The 18107-nt window shown below is 72.5% G+C and carries 11 protein-coding genes; 7 read left to right on the top strand and 4 right to left on the bottom strand.

Features of this window, described 5'->3' with window-relative positions; all coding sequences use genetic code 11:
• Window positions 1–14 precede the first annotated feature (14 nt).
• The 7 genes from IF30_RS0111725 (at window position 15) to pyk (ending at window position 13168) form a co-directional block, all read left to right on the top strand.
• Window positions 15–1970 carry an alpha-1,4-glucan--maltose-1-phosphate maltosyltransferase gene (locus tag IF30_RS0111725; RefSeq protein WP_030235919.1) on the top strand — a complete coding sequence of 652 codons (1956 nt, stop codon included), beginning with the start codon at window positions 15–17 and terminating at the stop codon, window positions 1968–1970.
• A complete protein-coding gene (treS, locus tag IF30_RS0111720; RefSeq protein ID WP_030235916.1) occupies window positions 1967–3691 on the top strand; it encodes a maltose alpha-D-glucosyltransferase in 1725 nt (574 codons plus the stop codon). The genes IF30_RS0111725 and treS overlap by 4 nt, the downstream gene beginning before the upstream one ends.
• A 266-nt stretch (window positions 3692–3957) precedes the next feature.
• Entirely contained in the window at window positions 3958–5448 is a 1491-nt protein-coding gene (locus IF30_RS0111715; protein ID WP_030235912.1) for a maltokinase N-terminal cap-like domain-containing protein, read from the top strand.
• Window positions 5449–5600: 152 nt separating this feature from the next.
• Window positions 5601–8027, top strand: coding sequence for a 1,4-alpha-glucan branching enzyme (gene glgB / locus IF30_RS0111710; RefSeq protein ID WP_107054378.1), 2427 nt, complete (start codon window positions 5601–5603; stop codon window positions 8025–8027).
• Window positions 8028–8218: 191 nt separating this feature from the next.
• A complete protein-coding gene (gene pta, locus IF30_RS0111705; protein WP_030235907.1) occupies window positions 8219–10366 on the top strand; it encodes a phosphate acetyltransferase in 2148 nt (715 codons plus the stop codon).
• Entirely contained in the window at window positions 10363–11646 is a 1284-nt protein-coding gene (locus IF30_RS0111700; RefSeq protein WP_078891320.1) for an acetate kinase, read from the top strand. The genes pta and IF30_RS0111700 overlap by 4 nt, the downstream gene beginning before the upstream one ends.
• Before the next feature lie 94 nt (window positions 11647–11740).
• Window positions 11741–13168 carry a pyruvate kinase gene (pyk, locus tag IF30_RS0111695; protein WP_030235900.1) on the top strand — a complete coding sequence of 476 codons (1428 nt, stop codon included), beginning with the start codon at window positions 11741–11743 and terminating at the stop codon, window positions 13166–13168.
• Between the two features lie 132 nt (window positions 13169–13300).
• On the opposite strand, the gene IF30_RS0111690 is transcribed toward pyk, so the two are convergent.
• The 4 genes from IF30_RS0111690 to IF30_RS0111675 form a co-directional block, all read right to left on the bottom strand.
• The gene (locus IF30_RS0111690) at window positions 13301–14800 is read right to left on the bottom strand and encodes a hypothetical protein (RefSeq protein WP_030235897.1); all 1500 of its coding nucleotides are present in this window, start codon (window positions 14798–14800) and stop codon (window positions 13301–13303) included.
• A complete protein-coding gene (locus IF30_RS0111685; RefSeq protein WP_030235894.1) occupies window positions 14797–15495 on the bottom strand; it encodes a DUF6114 domain-containing protein in 699 nt (232 codons plus the stop codon). Before IF30_RS0111685 ends, IF30_RS0111690 begins: the two co-directional genes overlap by 4 nt.
• A 131-nt stretch (window positions 15496–15626) precedes the next feature.
• Window positions 15627–16295, bottom strand: coding sequence for a DUF6230 family protein (locus IF30_RS0111680; RefSeq protein ID WP_030235892.1), 669 nt, complete (start codon window positions 16293–16295; stop codon window positions 15627–15629).
• Between the two features lie 701 nt (window positions 16296–16996).
• Window positions 16997–18001, bottom strand: coding sequence for a tetratricopeptide repeat protein (locus IF30_RS0111675; RefSeq protein ID WP_030235890.1), 1005 nt, complete (start codon window positions 17999–18001; stop codon window positions 16997–16999).
• Window positions 18002–18107: the final 106 nt, after the last annotated feature.

Genomic DNA, 18107 nt, shown 5'->3' with positions numbered 1-18107 from the left:
CAGAGAGCGACACCGTGATCGGCCGCATCCCCGTCCTTGACGTCAGCCCGCTCGTCGACGCCGGCCGCCGCCCGGCCAAGGCCGTCGTCGGCGAGACCTTCCTGGTCACCGCGACCGTCTTCCGCGAGGGCCACGACGCCGTCAACGCCAACGTGGTGCTGCGCGACCCGCGCGGCCGCAGCGGCCCGTGGACGCCGATGCGCGAACTCGCCGAGGGCACCGACCGCTGGGGCGCGTACGTCACCCCGACGGCGCCCGGCCGCTGGTCGTACCTGGTGGAGGCGTGGAGCGACCCGGTCGCCACCTGGCGCAAGACCGCCTCGGTGAAGCTGCCCGCCGGGATCGACACCGCGCTGGTCCTGGAGGAGGGCGCCCGGCTGCTGGAGCAGGCCGCGGCCGGGGTGCCGAAGAAGGAGGGCCGCGCGCACGTGCTGGCCGCCGCCGACGCGCTGCGCGACCCGGGCCTGACGCCGCTGTCCCGACTGGCCGCCGCGCTCGCCCCCGAGGTGCTGGAGCTGCTGGCCCGGTACCCGCTGCGCGAACTGCTCAGCGCCTCCCGCCCGCTGCCGCTGCAGGTGGACCGCGAGCGCGCGCTGTTCGGTTCCTGGTACGAGTTCTTCCCCCGTTCGGAGGGTGCCGTGGTGGACCCGAACGGCGTCGAACCGCCTCGCTCGGGCACCCTGCGCACCGCCGCCGAACGGCTGCCGGCCGTCGCCGCGATGGGCTTCGACGTGGTCTACCTGCCGCCGGTCCACCCGATCGGCCGAGCCTTCCGCAAGGGCCCGGACAACACCCTGACGGCCGGTCCGCACGACGTCGGCTCGCCGTGGGCGATCGGCTCCCCCGAGGGCGGCCACGACGCCGTCCACCCCGACCTCGGCACCATCGAGGACTTCGACCACTTCGTCGGCGAGGCCACGGCGCTGCACCTGGAGGTGGCGCTGGACTTCGCCCTCCAGTGCTCCCCGGACCACCCCTGGGTGAACAAGCACCCGGAATGGTTCAGCCACCGCGCGGACGGCACCATCGCGTACGCCGAGAACCCGCCGAAGAAGTACCAGGACATCTATCCGATCAACTTCGATCAGGACATGGACGGAATCGTCAAGGAAACCGTTCGAATCCTTCGGTTCTGGATGTCCCACGGCGTGCGGATCTTCCGGGTCGACAACCCGCACACCAAGCCGGTCGTGTTCTGGGAGAAGGTGCTCGCCGACATCGCCCGGACCGACCCGGACGTCGTGTTCCTGGCGGAGGCGTTCACCCGCCCCGCGATGATGCACACCCTCGCGAAGATCGGTTTCCACCAGTCGTACACGTACTTCACCTGGCGCACCAGCAAGCCCGAACTCACCGAGTACCTCACCGAACTCACCGGTGACGCGGCCGCCTACATGCGCCCCAACTTCTTCGCCAACACCCCGGACATCCTGCACGGCTACCTCCAGCACGGCGGCCGCGCCGCCTTCGCCGTCCGCGCCGTGCTCGCCGCCACCCTCTCCCCCAGCTACGGCGTCTACGCCGGCTACGAACTGTACGAGAACGAGCCGGCCCACCCGGGCTCCGAGGAGTACCTGCACTCGGAGAAGTACGAGCTACGCCCGCGCGACTGGAGCCGCACCGACACCCTCGCGCCGCTGCTGACCGTGCTGAACCGGCTGCGCCGGCGCCACCCCGCCCTCCAGCAGCTGCGCGACCTGCGCTTCCACTCCACCGACAACGACCAGGTGCTCGCCTACTCGAAGACCGCGACCACCCCCGAGGGCCTCACCGACCAGGTCATCACCGTGGTCAACCTCGACCCGCACCACGTCCAGGAGGCCACCGTCACGCTCGACGGCGACGGCCCGTACGCGGTGCACGACGAGCTCACCGGCGCCGTCTACACCTGGGGCCGGCACAACTACGTCCGGCTCGATCCCTCAGCCGAGCCGGCTCACCTCCTCACGGTTCGGAGGAACCCAGCGTGACAGTGAACGAGCCCGTTCCCGACACCTTCCCGGAGACCTCGAAGAAGAACCTGGACCCGGAGTGGTTCAAGCGTGCGGTGTTCTACGAGGTGCTGGTGCGGTCCTTCCAGGACAGCAACGGCGACGGGGTCGGGGACCTCAAGGGGCTCACGGCCAAGCTCGACTACCTCCAGTGGCTCGGGATCGACTGCCTCTGGCTCCCCCCGTTCTTCGCCTCGCCGCTGCGCGACGGCGGGTACGACGTGTCCGACTACACCTCGGTGCTGCCCGAGTTCGGCGACCTCGCCGACTTCATGGAGTTCGTCGACGCCGCGCACGCCCGCGGCATGCGCGTGATCATCGACTTCGTCATGAACCACACCAGCGACCAGCACCCGTGGTTCCAGGCCTCCCGGACGGACCCGGACGGGCCGTACGGCGACTTCTACATGTGGGCCGACGACGACAAGCAGTACCCGGACGCCCGGATCATCTTCGTCGACACCGAGACCTCCAACTGGACGTACGACCCGGTCCGCAAGCAGTACTACTGGCACCGCTTCTTCTCCCACCAGCCGGACCTCAACTACGACAACCCCCGGGTCCAGGACGAGATGATCGCCGGGCTGCGGTTCTGGCTCGACCTCGGCATCGACGGCTTCCGGCTCGACGCGGTGCCGTACCTGTTCGCCCGGGAGGGCACCAACTGCGAGAACCTCCAGGAGACCCACGAGTTCCTCAAGCGGGTCCGCAAGGAGATCGACGCCGACTACCCCGACACCGTGCTGCTCGCCGAGGCCAACCAGTGGCCGGAGGACGTCGTCGACTACTTCGGCGACTTCACCTCCGGCGGCGACGAGTGCCACATGGCGTTCCACTTCCCGGTGATGCCGCGGATCTTCATGGCGGTGCGCCGCGAGTCCCGCTACCCGGTGTCGGAGATCCTCGCCAAGACCCCGCAGATCCCCAACGGCTGCCAGTGGGGCATCTTCCTGCGCAACCACGACGAGCTGACCCTGGAGATGGTCACCGACGAGGAGCGCGACTACATGTACGCGGAGTACGCCAAGGACCCCCGGATGCGCGCCAACGTGGGCATCCGCCGCCGGCTCGCCCCGCTGCTGGAGAACGACCGCAACCAGATCGAGCTGTTCACCGCCCTGCTGTTCTCCCTGCCCGGCTCGCCCGTCCTCTACTACGGGGACGAGATCGGCATGGGCGACAACATCTGGCTCGGCGACCGCGACGGCGTGCGCACGCCGATGCAGTGGACCCCGGACCGCAACGCGGGTTTCTCCTCCGCCGACCCGGGCAGGCTCAGTCTGCCGCCCATCATGGACCCGGTGTACGGCTACCAGGTGACCAACGTCGAGGCGCAGCAGAGCAGTTCGAGTTCGCTGCTGCACTGGACGCGTCGCATGATCGAGATCCGCAAGCTCAACCCGGCGTTCGGCCTCGGCACCTACGCCGAACTGCCGTCCAGCAATCCCGCCGTGCTGGCCTTCGTACGCGAGTACGAGGGGGACCTGGTCATGTGCGTGAACAACTTCTCGCGGTTCGCGCAGCCGACCGAGCTGGACCTCCGCCAGTACGGCGGCCGGTACCCGGTCGAACTGATCGGCGGGGTGCGCTTCCCGTCGATCGGTGAGTGGCCCTACCTGCTCACCCTGGCCGGGCACGGCTTCTACTGGTTCCAGCTCCGGCAGCCCCCGCGCCTGAGCGGGACCAGGCGGCCGAAGTAACGATCCGCCGCACCCGGCAGAACCAGCGCCGCCCGCACCCGCGCCGACCGCACCGCAAAACCCTCCGGGGGCGCCAGTCCAGCCCGGCGCCCCCGGAGCTCTCTGCACCGCCGCGTACGGAGAACAGCCCAACGGCCACCCACACGAAGGCGTGACACCCGAGCCACGCTCGCGTGCCGCGACCGCCGCGCCGCCGAAATCCGGAAGACTGACGGACCCGGCCACGACCCGTCGGGCAGTCCGCGTGCTTCCGGGGAAAGGGAGTCATGTCCGAAATCTCCCGTTCTCAAGCCCATGTGCAGGACGACGCCCAGGCCGGCCCCGCCGCGCCGACGGGCGCGCGGGGCACCGGGGCCCGGAGAACCGCCCTGGGGGTCAGCGAACTCGTCCAGGCGGCGCTGCCACTGATCGCCTCGTGGCTGCCCACCCAGCGCTGGTACGCCGGGAAGGGACGGCCCATCACCGGCCTGACCCCGGTGGTCGGCACCCCGCTGCAGGTCGGCGACCCCGCCCTGCTGCACCTGCTGCTGCGGGTCGAACACGCCACCACGGCCGGCGCCCCCCACGGGGACATCTACCAACTGCTCCTCGGAATCCGCTCCAAGGACCTCGGGGACATCGGGCCCGGCGCCGTCCTCGGCCGGCTCAGCCAGGGCCCGTACGACGGCGCGACCCTCTACGACGCCGTGCACGACCCCGAACTCACCGGCCGCCTCCTCGAACACCTCGCCACCGGCGACCGCTTCGGATCCCTGTCCTTCCGCCGCACCCCCGGCTCCGGACTGCCCGCCAACCTCCCCGGTCGCGCCTCCACCGCCGAACAGTCCAACAGCTCCGTCATCTACGGCACCTCGTACATCCTCAAACTCTTCCGCCGCATCCACCCCGGCACCAACCCCGACCTCGAACTCTCGCTCGCCCTCTCCCGGGCCGGCTCCACCCGCATCCCCCGGGTCGCCGCCTGGTTCGAGAGCCGGATGGAACGCGCGGAACCGGCCACCCTCGGCCTGCTCCAGCGCTACCTGCCGGACGCCGAGGACGGCTGGGAACTCGCCCTCGACCAGGTCGGCCGGCTCAAGGGCGACCGCTCCCCCGGCAACTTCGCCATCGAAGCCCACCGACTCGGCCGGGCCACCGCCGAAGTCCACCGCGTCCTCGCCCGCTCCATGCCCGTCGCCCGGCTCGACCGCACCCAGACCGGACGGCTCGCCACCGCGATGGCCGACCGGCTGGACAGCGCCGTCGCCGCAGTCCCCGGCCTGCTCCGCTTCCGGGCCGCTCTGCGCACCGCCTTCCAACAACTCGCCGACGCCCACCCCGACGGCCTGCCGGTCCAGCGCATCCACGGCGACCTCCATCTCGGACAGGCGATGCGGACCCCGCACGGCTGGGTACTGCTGGACTTCGAAGGCGAGCCCGCCAAATCCGTCAACGAACGCCGCGAACCGCAGCCCGCCCTGCGCGACGTCGCCGCGATGCTCCGCTCCTTCGACTACGCGGCCGCCCACCTGCTGGCCGGCGGCCCCGTCGACCCGGAGCTGGCCCACCTCGCCGCCGCCTGGGCCCAACGCAACCGCACCGCCTTCTGCGCCGGCTACACCGCCGGGGGCGGCGCCGACCCGGCGGCCTCGCCGGAACTGATGCGGGCGCTGGAGATCGACAAGGCGGTGTACGAGGTCGTGTACGAGGCCCGGCACCGGCCCGGCTGGCTGCCGATCCCGCTGGCCGCGATCAACCGGCTCTCCCTGTCCGTCTGATCCGCCGCTCCCCCGACGGCACACCCGACGCACCGCCCGCTCGACGCACCGCCCGCTCACTTACCGCCCGCTCCACGTCCCGCCCCGCTCACGCACCGCTCCACGTACCGCCCGCCGGAGTTCGCCCACCCCCGCCGCAGGAGGACCACGCCGTGACGCCGCTCGACCCGACCGGCCGCCCCAACCGCCCAGTTCCGGCCACCTTCCTGTCGGGGCCGGGCACGAACCCGGCCGAGGCCCGGAAGAACCGGAAGGACCGGAAGGAACCGGACGGCTCCCCGCCCCGGGCCCAGGCCCCGGCGGCCAGCGGGCCGGCCACCACGCCGCCCGCCACCCCGCCCGGGGCTCCGTCCGGGACACCGTCCGGGACACCGTCCGGGGCCCTGCGCCTGCCCGAGGCGCCGCTGCCGCCGTCCGAGGTGGAGCGGCTGGTGAGCGGACAGCACCACGACCCGCACGCGCTGCTCGGCGCGCACCCCGTGAACGGCGGCACGGCGATCCGGGTGCTGCGCCCGTTCGCCGAGCGGGTCGTCGTCGAAACCCCCCAGGGCCCCGCCGAACTCACCCACCAGCAGGGCGGACTGTTCACCGGGCTGGTGGCCGGCGGTGAACTGCCGGACTACTCCCTGCTCGTGAGCTACCCCGGCAGCGAGCCCCTGCGCCAGCACGACGGCTACCGCACCCCGCCCACCCTCGGCGAACTCGACCTGCACCTGATCTCCGAAGGCCGCCACGAGCAGCTGTGGCGGGCGCTCGGCTCCCACGTGCGCACCGTCGACGGCGTGGCCGGCACCGCGTTCGCGGTCTGGGCGCCGAACGCCGTCGGAGTCCGGCTGATCGGCGACTTCAACCACTGGGACGGCACCGGGCACCCGATGCGCTCGCTCGGCTCCTCCGGGATCTGGGAACTGTTCGTCCCCGGCCTCGCCGAAGGCGCCACGTACAAGTACGAGGTGCACACCCGGCAGGGCTGGGTGCTCGACAAGGCCGACCCACTGGCCCGGGCCGCCCAGTGCCCGCCCGGCACCGCCTCGGTCGTCACCTCCTCCTCCCACACCTGGCAGGACGACGAGTGGATGGCCCGCCGGGCCCGCGCCACCCACCACCGGGCACCGATGTCGGTGTACGAGCTGCACCTGCCGTCCTGGCGCCCCGACCTCACCACCTACCGCGCCATCGCCGAGGAACTGCCTGGCTACCTCAAGGAGTTGAACTTCACCCACGTGGAGTTCATGCCGGTGATGGAACACCCCTTCGGCGGCTCCTGGGGCTACCAGGTGTCCGGCTACTACGCCCCCACCGCCCGGCTCGGCGGCCCCGACGACTTCCGGTACCTGGTGGACACCCTGCACCGGCACGGCATCGGCGTGATCGTCGACTGGGTGCCCGCACACTTCCCCAAGGACGACTTCGCGCTCGCCCGCTTCGACGGCGAGCCGCTGTACGAGCCGGCCGACCCGCTGCGCGCCGAGCACCCGGACTGGGGCACCCTGGAGTTCGACTACGGCCGCAAGGAGGTGCGCAACTTCCTCGTCGCCAACGCGGTCTACTGGTGCGAGGAGTTCCACATCGACGGCCTGCGGGTGGACGCCGTCGCCTCGATGCTCTACCTCGACTACTCCCGCGAAGGCGGCGCCTGGACCCCCAACCGGTTCGGCGGCCGGGAGAACCTGGACGCGGCCTCCTTCCTCCAGGAGATGAACGCCACCGTCTACCGGCGCTGCCCGGGCGTCGTCACCATCGCCGAGGAGTCCACCGCCTGGGAGGGCGTCACCCGGCCCACCGACGCCGGCGGCCTCGGCTTCGGGCTGAAGTGGAACATGGGCTGGATGCACGACTCGCTGGTCTACATGTCCAAGGAGCCGGTGCACCGCAAGTACCACCACAACGAGATCACCTTCTCGATGGTGTACGCCTACTCCGAGAACTACGTCCTGCCGATCTCGCACGACGAGGTCGTCCACGGCAAGCAGGCCCTGGTCGCCAAGATGCCCGGCGACTGGTGGCAGCAACGCGCCAACCACCGCGCCTACCTGGGCTTCATGTGGTCCCACCCCGGCAAGCAACTGCTCTACATGGGGCAGGAGTTCGCCCAGGGCGCGGAATGGGACCACGAGCAGGGCCCGCAGTGGTGGGTGCTCGACCCGCAGTGGCCGGCCCACCGGGACCACCTCGGGGTGCGCAACCTGGTCCGCGACCTCAACCGGCACTACCTCGACACCCCGGCCCTGTGGGAACAGGACACCTCCCCGGACGGCTTCCGCTGGCTCGACGGTGGCGCCGCCGACGACAACCTGCTCTCCTTCGTCCGCTACGCGGCCGACGGCTCCCCGCTCGTCGCCGTCTGCAACTTCTCCCCGGTCGTCCGGCACGGCCGCCGGGTCGGCCTGCCCCGCCTGGCCGGCCGCGACCAGCTGTGGGAGGAGGTGCTGAACACCGACGCCGAGGAGTACGGCGGCAGCGGCACCGGCAACTCCCACCCGGTCAAGGCCGAAGCCGTCGAATGGGACGGCCAACCCCGCTCCGCCGAACTGGTCCTCCCCCCACTCGCCACCATCTGGCTCCGCCCCGCCCGCTGAGGGCCGCGCCCGCCCGTCGAGCCGCCGGGTGCCCCGCCCGCCACCGCGGGCGCGGCACCCGGCCGCGCCCGGCCCCCGGGGGCCTCCGGCCCTTTCCTGCCCGGCGGTCCTGTGCTCGCGGACAGTCGTTCGGAGTGCGAAGGTATGGTCGACATGACGACCTTCCGAGACGACGGGACGGAGACATCCGCGTGGCGCGCAGCGTGTACGTGACCGGCATCGACCGGGGGGACGGGCGGCAGGCGGTCGAACTCGGGGTCATGGAATTGCTCACCCGCCAGGTGGACCGGGTCGGGGTCTTCCGCCCGCTGGTGCACGCCGCCGCCCCCGGGCAGCCGGGCTCGGACCACGTGGTCGAGCTGCTGCGCGGCCGGTACCGGATCGACCTGCCGAACACCGAGCTGTACGGCCTCACGTACGAGGAGGCCGCCGCGCTGCAGGCCGCGCTGGGGCAGGACGAGCTGGTCTCCGTCCTCGTCGACCGCTTCCGCGCGCTGGAGCGGCGCTGCCAGGCCGTCCTCGTGCTCGGCACCGACTTCGCCGACACCAACATCCCGGACGAACTGGCCTTCAACGCCCGCCTCGCCAACGAGTTCGGCGCCGCGGTGCTGCCGGTCGTCGGCGGCCACAGCGACGACCCGGAAGCCGTGATCGCCGAGGTGCGCAACGCCCACCGGGCGTACACCGACCTGGGCTGCGAGACCCTGGCGATGATCGCCAACCGGGTCGCCCCGGGCGCCAAGCAGCGGATCCAGCGCACGCTCACCGAGAAGCTGCCGATCCCCGTCTACGTCATCCCCGAGGAGCCGGCCCTGGCCGCGCCGACCGTGGCGCAGCTCGTCGAGGCGACCGGCGCCGAGGTGCTGCTCGGCGACGCCGCGGGCCTGGCCCGGGACGTGCGCGGCTACGTCTTCGGCGGCGCCATGCTGCCGACCTTCCTCGACGCGCTGACCGAGGGCGCGCTCGTCGTCACCCCCGGGGACCGCGCCGACCTGGTGGTCGGCTCGCTGGCCGCGCACGCTGCCGGCGCCCCGCCGATCGCCGGAGTGCTGCTGACCCTCGGCCAGCACCCCGGGCCGAACGTGATGGCCCTGGCGGCGCGGCTCGCCCCCGGCACCCCGGTCGCGGTCGTCCCGGAGGGCAGCTGGCCGACCGCCGCCGCCCTGACCCACCTGGAGGGCAAGCTCACCGCGGCCAGCCCGCGGAAGGCGGAGATCGCCCTCGGCCTGTTCGAACTGCACGTCGACACCGCCGAGTTGACCAACCGGATCGAGGTCGGCCGGTCCGAGCGGGTCACCCCGATGATGTTCGAGCACGAGCTGCTGGAACGCGCCCGGTCCGGCCGCCGCCGCGTCGTGCTGCCCGAGGGCACCGAGGAGCGGGTGCTCCGCGCGGCCGAGATCCTGCTGCGCCGCAACATCTGCGACCTCACCCTGCTCGGCGAGGCGGACGCGGTGCGGCGCAAGGCCGCGAGCCTCGGCATCGAGCTCCCGCAGGAGGAGCCGGGCGCCGACCGCGCCCAGGTCCGGATCGTCGACCCGACCACGAGCCCGCTGCGGCGCCAGTTCGCCGAGCTCTACGCGCGGCTGCGGGCCCACAAGGGGATGACCGTCGAGCTGGCGCTGGACGTGGTCACCGACGTCTCCTACTTCGGCACCCTGATGGTCCAGGAGGGCATCGCGGACGGCATGGTGTCCGGCGCCGTGCACTCCACCGCGGCGACCATCCGGCCGGCCTTCGAGGTGATCAAGACCTCGCCGGGCGCCTCGATCGTCTCCTCCGTCTTCTTCATGTGCCTGGCCGACAAGGTGCTGGTGTACGGCGACTGCGCGGTCAACCCCGACCCGGACGCCCAGCAGCTGGCCGACATCGCGATCCAGTCCGCCGCCACCGCCGCCCAGTTCGGCGTGGAGCCGCGGGTCGCGATGCTCTCGTACTCGACCGGCACCTCCGGCTCCGGCGCGGACGTCGACAAGGTGCGCAAGGCCACCGAGATCGTCCGCCGACTGCGGCCCGACATCCTGGTCGAGGGCCCGATCCAGTACGACGCGGCGGTCGACGCCCACGTCGCCGCCACCAAACTGCCGGGCTCACCGGTGGCCGGGCGGGCCACCGTGCTGATCTTCCCGGACCTCAACACCGGCAACAACACCTACAAGGCCGTCCAGCGCTCGGCCGGCGCGGTCGCCGTCGGCCCGGTGCTACAGGGGCTGCGCAAGCCCGTCAACGACCTCTCGCGCGGGGCGCTGGTGCAGGACATCGTCAACACCGTCGCGATCACCGCCATCCAGTCCCAGTCCGAGTCCGAGTCCCAGGACCGCAAGGAGCCGCAGGCATGAGCGAAAGAACCCGCGTCCTGGTGCTGAACGCCGGCTCCTCGTCGGTGAAGTACCAGCTGATCGACATGCTGGACGGCACCCGGCCGGCCTCCGGGCTGGTCGAGCGGATCGGCGAGGCCGGCGGCCGCCTGGTGCACACCCCGCAGACGGGCGGGCGGCGCGAGACGCTGCAGGCCTTCCCGGACCACACCGCCGCGCTCAAGGCCGTCGCCGAGGAGCTGGCCGCCGACGGCCTCGGGCTGGACTCCCCCGAGCTGGCCGCGATCGGCCACCGGGTGGTGCACGGCGGCAAGCGGTTCACCGAGCCGACCGTCGTCACCGACGACGTGCTCAAGGAGATCCGCCGGCTGATCCCGGTCGCGCCGCTGCACAACCCGGCCAACATCACCGGCATCGAGGTGGTCCGGGCGCTGCGCCCGGACCTCCCCCAGGTGGCCGTCTTCGACACCGCCTTCCACGCCTCGATGCCCGAGTACTCGGCCCGGTACGCGATCGACAAGGCCGTCGCCGACGAACACCGGGTGCGCCGGTACGGCTTCCACGGCACCTCGCACCAGTACGTCTCGCGGGCCACCGCCCGGCTGCTCGGCAAGGACCCGGCCGAGGTCAACGTCATCGTGCTGCACCTGGGCAACGGCGCCTCCGCCTCGGCGGTCAGCGGCGGCCGCTGCGTGGACACCTCGATGGGCCTGACCCCGCTGGAGGGCCTGGTCATGGGCACCCGCTCGGGCGACATCGACGCCGGCGTGGTCTTCCACCTGCACCGGGTCGGCGGGCTGTCCGTCGACGAGATCGACGACCTGCTCAACCGCCGCAGCGGCCTGCGCGGCCTGTGCGGCGACAACGACATGCGCGAGATCATGCGCCGGGCCGACGAGGGGGACGCGGACGCCCGGCTCGCCTTCGACTCGTACGTCCACCGGCTGCGCAAGTACATCGGCGGCTACTACGCGGTGCTCGGCCGGGTGGACGCGATCGCGTTCACCGCGGGCGTCGGGGAGAACGCGGCGCCGGTGCGCGCGGCGGCCACCGCGGGGCTGACGGAGCTGGGCATCGCCGTCGACCCGGAGCTGAACTCGGTGCGCTCCGGCGAGGCCCGGATCATCTCGCCGGCCTACGCCCGGGTGGCAGTCGCGGTGGTGCCGACCGACGAGGAGCTGGAGATCGCCCGGCAGGCCTTCGCGCTGGTGCACCAGGAGCCCGCGGAGACCGCAGGGCCCGCGGACCCGTCGCTGCCGCTGCCGTCGGAGTCGCCGGAGGAACCCCGGTCCGAGGGCTGACACCGAATCGTCTCACTCCTCGGAACCATTCGTCGGCGATTCCTCCCGGTCCATCCCGAATGCACGCATAACACGAACGGATAGACTGATCGATATGCGCCGAGCGAAAATTGTCTGCACCCTGGGTCCGGCGACGGACTCCTACGAACAGCTGAAGGCCATCGTCGAAGCGGGCATGAACGTCGCCCGACTGAACATGAGCCACGGCAACCACGCGGACCACGAGGAGCGGTACCGCAAGGTCCGCCAGGTCTCGGAGGACACCGGCAAGGCCATCGGCGTCCTGGCCGACCTCCAGGGTCCGAAGATCCGTCTGGCCACCTTCGCCAACGGACCGGTGACCGTCGACAACGGCGACGAGTTCACCATCACCACCGAGGACGTCCCCGGTGACCAGCACATCTGCGGCACCACCTACAAGGGCCTGCCCGGCGACGTGAAGCCCGGCGACCCGATCCTGATCAACGACGGCGTCATCGCCCTGGAGGTCGTCAGCGTCGACGGCCCGCGGGTGAGGACCGTGGTGGTCGAGGGCGGCGTGCTCTCGAACAACAAGGGCATCAACCTGCCCGGCGCGGCTGTGAACGTGCCCGCCCTGTCCGAGAAGGACAAGGACGACCTGCGCTTCGCCCTGCGCCTGGGCGTCGACATGATCGCCCTGTCCTTCGTCCGCAACGCGGACGACATCAAGGACGTCCACGAGGTCATGGACGAGGTCGGCATCCGGGTGCCGGTCATCGCCAAGATCGAGAAGCCGCAGGCCGTCGAGGCCATGGAGGAGATCGTCCTCGCCTTCGACGCCATCATGGTCGCCCGCGGCGACCTCGCGGTGGAGTACCCGCTGGAGCGGGTGCCGCTGGTCCAGAAGCAGCTGGTCACCCTGGCCCGCCGCAACGCCAAGCCGGTCATCGTCGCCACCCAGATGATGGAGTCGATGATCCACGCCTCGCGCCCCACCCGCGCCGAGGTCTCCGACGTCGCCAACGCCATCCTGGACGGCGCCGACGCGGTCATGCTCTCCGCCGAGTCGAGCGTCGGGAAGTACCCGATCGAGACCGTGCGCACCATGAGCCGGATCTGCGAGAAGGCCGAGGAGGAGCTCGTCTCCCAGGGCCTCCAGCCCCTCAACCCGGGCCGCAAGCCGCGCACCCAGGGCGGTTCGGTCGCCCGTGCGGCGTGCGAGCTGGGCGACTTCCTCGACGGCAAGGCACTGGTCGCGTTCACCAAGTCCGGTGACACCGCCCGCCGGCTGTCGCGCTACCGCTCGCCGATCCCGGTGATCGCCTTCACCCCGGACACCGCCACCCGCAACCAGCTCTCGCTGAGCTGGGGCGTCGAGGCGTACGTGACCGAGCAGGTGGCCACCACCGACGCGATGGTCGCGCAGGTCGACCGGGAGCTGCTGAAGCTCGGCCGGCTCGCCGAGGGCGACACCGTCATCGTCACCGCCGGTGTGCCGGTCGGCATCCCCGGCACCACCAACATGGTGCAGGTGCACCACCTGGGCACCCGGAGCGAGTGAGCACCCGGCACGCCCGAACGCCCGTGGGGCGGTCCTCTTCGGAGGGCCGCCCCACGGGCGTTCACGGCGCGGGCGACGTGCCGGGCGCGAGGTGCCGGCACTGCGGTGCGCGGGTGCCGCGGGGCGCGGGTGCTACTTGTCGCTGTACGGCGCGTTGTCGTTGAACAGGTGCATGCCCGGGATGTGCAGGGTGCCGCCGAACTGGCCGGCCTGCTTGGCGGTGACGCCGGTCAGTTCCAGGTCCAGCGGGATCGGGATGGCACCGATCAGGTCGTACAGCCAGCGCGGCAGGGTGTCGGGGGTGAGCGTGATCTCGCCCAGGTCGATCGGGATCGGCAGGCCGAGCAGCTTGGACAGGTGGCCGGACAGCCGCTCCACGTACATGGTGACCGGGCCCTCGCGCATGGTCGAGGTGGACCCCTTGGCGCCCTGGACGTGGAAGGTCACCCCGTTGCCCTCCAGAGTCGACATGTCGAGGTTGTCGATGTCCACGCTGTCGACCACGAACTTCAGGACGCGCTTGCTGCCGGTCGGCGTCTTCACGTCGTAGACGCCGTGGAAGACCGCGCCGTGCAGGGCGAGACGGCTGGTCTGCAGGGTCCAGTTCTGCTCCGGGACGACCTGCCCCTGGGCGGCGGCGCCGGCGGTCAGACTCCGGGTGTCCACGTCGCAGTTGGGGTTCTGGGTCGGCGTGGCGGACGGCGAGCCGGAGGCGCCCGGGGTGGGCGAGGCGGTACCGGAGGCACCTGCGGTGGGCGTCGCCTTCGGGCTCGCCTTCCCGCTCGGCGTCGCGGCCGGCGAGGCGGTGCCGCCGGAGGGCCGGGCCGCGGGCGGAGCGGCGTCCTTGGCGGCCGGGGCCTGCGCCGGGGCGGGCTGGGCCGGGGTGCCCGCGCGCGGGGCCGGAGCGGCCGGGGTGGTGGCCGGTGCCGGGGCGGTGGCCGGTGCCGGGGTCGTGCCCGGCGTGGTGCTCGGGTCGGCGCTCGGGCTCGGGCTGGGGCTCGGCGAACCGTTCGGGTTCAGCAGGTGGTTGATGCCGCCGACGATGTCGTCGATCAGCCCGGCCTGGGTGGCCGTGCCGGTACCCGTCCCGGCGCCCCGGTAGACCGCGCTGGACGCGACCGCGCCGCCGGTGGCGGCCGAGCGGGCGGCGGGCGGCTGGGTGGCCGGCGTCGCCGCGGACGGCGGCTTGACCGGGGAGGTGGGCTGCTGGGCGGGGGCGCCGGTCGGCGGCTGGGCCGGTACCGTGCTCGGCCCGGCGGAGGGGCCGCCGGACGGCGCGGTCGTGGGCGCCGCCGTGGGCACCGTCCCCGGTGCCGTGCCCGGCACGGTGGTCGGCGTGCTGGACGGGCCCGGCGGCGGCTCGGGCAGGTCGCTCTTGGGGACGGGCGTCTCGATCGGCGCGACGTCCGGCACCGCGACCGGCGCGTTGCCGCAGGGCTTGCCCGCCGCGGACTCGGCGAGCGCCGGGTTGGGCGTGTAGGCGGCGGCCATCAGCAGTGCGGTCGGCACCGCGGCCATGGCCAGCGCCCGGCCTCTCAGCCGGACCCGTACGGGGGTGCGCGGGGCCGCGTGCCGGCCGGAGCGCTGCGCGGGGACGGCCGTGCCGTCGGCTTGCTCGGCCGGCCCGGTCACCGCGCGCCCTCCTGGTCGACCGCGCCGCCCTGCTTCGGGACGGTGGTCCCGGCGGCGGGCTCAGCGGCGGCGGGCCCGGCGCCCGGCTCCTGCGGCGCGCCCTGGGCGGGCAGCTGGGCGGTGGGCGCCTCGGCGGCTTCCGCGACAGCGGGCCCGGCCGGTTCGGCGGCGGTCGCGGTTTCCGGCTCGCCGGCGGTCGCGGTCCCGGGCTCGGCGGCAGCACTCCTGGCCACCGCGCTCTTGCCCCGGCGACGGCGCCCGCCCTTGGCCGCCGGCTCGGCCTTCGGCTCGGGCAGCGGCGCCCAGGAGACCAGCAGGCCGCCGCCGATCAGGCCCGGCAGCAGGGCCAGGCCGAATCCGGCCAGGTTGGACACCGGGATCGAGACCAGCGTCAGCAGGATGGTCGCGATGCCCGCGAAGACCCGGACGGGCGGCTGGAACCAGCCGGTCAGGCCGAGCAGGATCATCAGGACGCCGATGATCAGCGAGCCCGCCCCCGCCGTGGTGGACATCGCGATGGTCACGGCCCCGAGCGCCAGGTGGGCGTACGGGAAGTACAGGATCGGGACGCCGGCGATCATGGCCAGCAGGCCGCCCCAGAAGGGCCTGGTGCGGCGGAACGCGCGGAAGTGCCGCCAGAGCCACCCGATCGGATTCTGGTGGCCGGCCCGGGTTTCGACCGTTGCGCTGGACATGGTGCAGCTCCTCGATGTCTCTACGAGGGGAAGAACATTGACTGGGGCCGGGAACGGCGAAAAGCCCGCCGCCCCCGGCCCTGGGAGTCCCGTCGGTCGGGCGCGCCGACCGGCACGCCGTCAGGCGGGGCTCAGAAGCACTCGTTGCCCGGGCCGTCGCCGTGCTTGAGCGAGAGGTGCAGGCCGCTGAGCACGAACTTGCCGGCCGAGGTGGCGCGCGCGGTCTGCTGGACGCCGTCCAGGGTGGCCTCCGGTGCGGCCTGGGCGAAGCCCGTGGCGCCGGTCGGCAGGCCCTTGCCCCCGCCCGCGTCCTGGACCTTCTGGTGGGGCGCCCAGCCCTGGGTCGCCGAGCCGGTGAGGGTCGAGGCGTCCTGGCCGATGCTGATGTTCTTGAAGGTCGCGTCGGCCTTCAGTTCTTCCAGGTCGATGAGCAGGTTGTCGGCGTGCACCGGCGTGCCGTTGCCGCCCGCGTTGAGCTGGAGGGTGATCTTGCCGAGGCCGAACCTGGACAGGTCGGTCACCACGGACTGGCACAGGTTGGTGATGTCGGCCGAGTCGAAGGCCGAGACGGCGACCGGGTGCGGCGCGCCGTTGGCCTCGATGTCGACGGTGCCGAACTGGGCGAAGTTCTTGCCCTCGAGGTGCGGGGTGCTCACCTTGAACTGCTGGCCGGAAATGCTGAACGAGGCGGCGAGCGCGCTGTTGGCGATCGAGACGCCGACCATCGCGGTGGCCGCGACGCTCGGGACCATCACCAGGGCGAAGCGCTTCCAGCGGGTCTTGCCGTAGGTCTTGGACATGCGAGTCCTCCTTCTAGGACGTACATCTCCGGCTCCCCGGCGGCGCGTCCAGCGCCGGTGGGGGCCTGGGATGGGAGAGAGCTACGTCCTCGGTAGCGGAGAGCGCCTTGGGCGTCGTCGGACGCGGGAGCGGCCTGCGTACAGCGGCCCTCCCGGCCAAGCACCGGCCGTCCTTGCGGGGCGGCGGGCAGGACCGACGACATCGGCGATCACCCCCGAGCGACAACCAGCGACCGCGCAGGGCCGCGCGGCCGGTCGAAGGACAGGAACCGCCGTGGGACCGCGGATACCCCCCTGCCCTCCCTACCGCCGGCCGGGGCCGGCGGCTCGCCCGGTGGGGATCCCGCGCTCCGCGTGCCGACCGGTGGTCGGCGGGTGTGGAGTCTGGGACCGGGCGTCGCCGATCGTGCTTGAATCCCGGGCGAAGCACAAGGGGTGCCTTACTGACGGGTAATGCAACATCCGGCGACGTCGATCATGGAACGAGCGGGATCCGCACCGTGCGTGACGCCTTGAAGAAAGCGTGACGGCGAAATCCGCCGGAAACACCCACGAAACACCCGTGGGTGGTCACGCGTAGTGACCACCCACGGGTGAAATCAAGATTTGGTAAACCTCTGTCCGGTTGACCGGATTGTCGCCAAATCACCCGGCGACACCGCAGGTCATCCGCCGTGCCAGCCGACGGCCCGCGACCGGGCTCAGAACAGCACGCGCGCCAGCGCCGTACGGGCCGCGACGACCCGCGGGTCCTCGGGGCCGATCACCTCGAACAGCTCCAGCAGGCGCAGCCGGGCGGTGTCCCGGTCCCCGCCGGCCGTCCGCCCGACGGTGGCCACCAGACGCCCGAACGCGTCCTCGACGTGACCGCCGACCAGGTCCAGGTCGGCCGCCTGGAGCTGGACCTCGACGTTCTTCGGGTCGGCCGCGGCCGCCGCCCGGACGGCCTGCAGGTCCAGGCCCTCGATGCGCCGCAGCAGCTCGGCCTGGGCCAGGCCCAGCCGGGCCTCGGTGTTGCCCGGGTCGTCGGCCAGCACGTTCCGGTACGCCTGGATGGCTCCGCCGAGGTCACCGGCGTCCAGCGCGTCGTGCGCGGCGGCCAGCGCCGGGTCCTCGGGCCGCTCCGGTGCGGCGGCCGGGGCCCCGCCCGGGGCGGCCGCGCCGGCACCGGCCACGCCGCCCACGCCGAAGCGCTGCTCGGCGACCAGGATGAGCTGGTCCAGCACCTTGCGGACGTTGGCCGCGCTCTCCGCGCCCTGGAACAGCGGCACCAGCTGGCCGGCCACCACGGCCATCACGGCCGGGATGCCCTGGATGCCGAACTGCTGGGCCAGCAGTTGGTTGGCGTCCACGTCGATCTTGGCGAGCACGAAGCGGCCGGCGTACTCCTCGGCCAGGCTCTCCAGGATCGGGCTGAGCTGCTTGCAGGGCCCGCACCACTCGGCCCAGAAGTCGATGACGACCGGCACCTCGGAGGAGCGCTGGACGACCTCGGCCTCGAAGGTGTCCTCGGTGACGTCGAGGACGAGCTGGTAGGCGGACTGGGGGACGGCGGACCCGTCCGCTTCGGCGGCGGCCGCCTGACGGGCCCGCTCGGCCCGGGCCTGCTCGGCCTTCTGGGCGGCCTCCCCGGCCGCCTTCACTGCGGCGAGGTCGACCGCACCGCGCAGGGCGGAGCTGTTGAGACGCGAATTCCGTGGCTGCATGGCACCATCCTCCCCCGAACGCACTGCTCGCGGGCGCCATCCCCGGGAAAGTCGCTCCGCGCTCACCGCGCGGCGCCGGTTCCCGGGCGTCGCGCCCTTCCCCCGG

Origin of the sequence: Streptomyces sp. NRRL S-350 (genome assembly GCF_000719705.1) — a bacterium.
Classification (GTDB): domain Bacteria; phylum Actinomycetota; class Actinomycetes; order Streptomycetales; family Streptomycetaceae; genus Kitasatospora.
Note: the sequence above shows the minus strand (reverse complement) of the source record. Positions and strands in the feature narration are given on the sequence as shown.